Raw genomic sequence first — 1,983 nt, 5'->3', positions numbered from 1 at the left:
ATCATCTCTCCGACCAGACCGCCAAGGCGCTGACGGCGGCAAGCCAGATCGGCGGCGACGTCCATGTTCTGGTCGCCGGCATGGCCGCCAAGGCTGCGGCCGATCAGGCCGCCAAACTCTCCGGTGTGGCCAAGGTGCTGCTCGCCGAAAGCGATGCGCTCGCCAACAATCTGGCCGAGCCGCTTTCCGACCTGATCGTCTCGCTGGCCGGCTCCTATGACACGATCGTCTCTGCCGCCACCTCGGTCGGCAAGACGGTGCTGCCGCGCGTTGCCGCCCTGCTCGACGTCGCCCAGATCTCGGAGATCATCGAGGTCGTTTCCGTCGACACCTTCAAGCGGCCGATCTATGCCGGCAACGCCATCCAGACGGTGCAGGCAAGCGATGCCAAGAAGGTGATCACCGTGCGCACCGCCTCGTTTGCTTCGGCGCCGGCCGGCGGTTCCGCCTCTGTCGAGGCGATCCCGGCCATCTCCGATGCAGGTCTGTCGCGCTTCGTCTCCGATGCGCTGTCGGCCTCGGAGCGTCCGGAGCTGACGTCGGCGAAGATCATCATCGCAGGCGGCCGGGCCTTGGGCTCGGCGGAGAAATTCAAGGAAGTCATCCTGCCGGTTGCCGACAAGCTCGGCGCCGCCGTCGGCGCAAGTCGTGCGGCCGTCGATGCCGGTTACGCGCCGAACGACTGGCAGGTCGGCCAGACCGGCAAGGTGGTCGCACCCGATCTCTATATCGCCGCCGGCATTTCCGGGGCCATCCAGCATCTGGCCGGCATGAAGGACAGTAAGGTGATCGTCGCCATCAACAAGGACGAGGAGGCGCCGATCTTCCAGGTCGCCGACTACGGCCTCGTCGCCGATCTCTTCGACGCACTGCCGGAATTGCAAAAGGCGCTCTGAGCGAAGGGGATCGAACGTGGCTCGCGCGGTAGGACGCCCAATCAAACCTGGTGCCGATCTTCTTCTGAACGATGACGCAAAGCCGGCCTATGTCCGGCTTCACGACATCGGCAGGGAGAGGCGTCCTCGGCCGCTGCAGGAATTCCTCAACGACGTCGGCGGACTGATGCTGTCGGCGGAAGCACCGGCCGTCGCCAGTTTCGTCGCCGGCAAGGTTCTTCAGCGGCTGCTCAAGACAGGCAAGATGCGCGCCGAGGGCCAGCCTCTTCCCGGTGCGCCCCAAGGGCTCGATGACGCGATTGGCCATCTTGCGAAATCGGGACGGAAATACGAGGCGATCGCCGGCCAGTTCCAGGCCCTCGCCGATAAGCTGCTCTGGAGACGCGGCCGGTCCGGCCCGTTTGCAAGCCTGAATTTCGGTAACACCCATTCCCATGCGGTGCTCGTCGGCCCCGGCGGCATGGAGGAGCGCGCCGATCTCAGGGTCGGCGCGATCTATATGGATCGCTACACCCGTTTTCCCGATCATGTTCAGACGCAGCCGCGTGCCTTCCTTCTGCTGTCGCCGGCAGAAATCTCGCTTGGCGATTCCCAGTGGTTTTCTGCCGCTACCGGCACAGTCTTCGCGAATGATGCGGGGCAATCCTTCGCGATAAGATGCACGGCCCGGCCGCTTCTCGCGGTCTGGTGCCAGGTCGAGCCGGAGACGAATGGATGAGCGAGATGACAGATCTGCCCGAACGCGAGGGCATGGAATTCGACGTCGTGATCGTTGGCGCTGGTCCGGCCGGTCTGTCGGCGGCGATCCGGCTGAAGCAGGTCAATCCGGAGCTGTCGGTCGTCGTGCTGGAGAAGGGGGGCGAGGTCGGCGCCCATATCCTCTCCGGTGCCGTCGTCGATCCGATCGGCATCGACCGGCTGCTGCCCGGCTGGCGCGAGGATGCCGATCATCCGTTCAAGACCGAAGTGACCGACGACCAGTTTCTGTTTCTCGGTCCCGCCGGCTCGATCCGCCTGCCGAATGTGATGATGCCGCCACTGATGAACAATCACGGCAATTACATCGTCTCGCTCGGCAATGTCTGTC

3 protein-coding genes are annotated in these 1,983 nt (G+C 64.4%); all 3 read left to right on the top strand.

What is annotated here, in order from left to right:
- The coding region (locus CO670_RS32280) for an electron transfer flavoprotein subunit alpha/FixB family protein (RefSeq protein WP_097594064.1) at nucleotides 1–896 on the top strand (896 nt) is incomplete at its 5' end.
- 16 nt (nucleotides 897–912) lie between these two features.
- A complete protein-coding gene (locus tag CO670_RS32275) occupies nucleotides 913–1,614 on the top strand; it encodes a dimethylsulfonioproprionate lyase family protein (RefSeq protein ID WP_088685715.1) in 702 nt (233 codons plus the stop codon).
- On the top strand, nucleotides 1,611–1,983 hold a 373-nt coding region (locus tag CO670_RS32270; protein WP_141502471.1), incomplete at its 3' end, for an NAD(P)/FAD-dependent oxidoreductase. The genes CO670_RS32275 and CO670_RS32270, both read left to right, overlap by 4 nt.

The organism is Rhizobium sp. J15, from assembly GCF_002531825.1.
In the GTDB taxonomy this organism is placed as follows: Bacteria; Pseudomonadota; Alphaproteobacteria; order Rhizobiales; family Rhizobiaceae; genus Rhizobium.
This window is presented reverse-complemented; position numbering and strand designations above follow the sequence as displayed.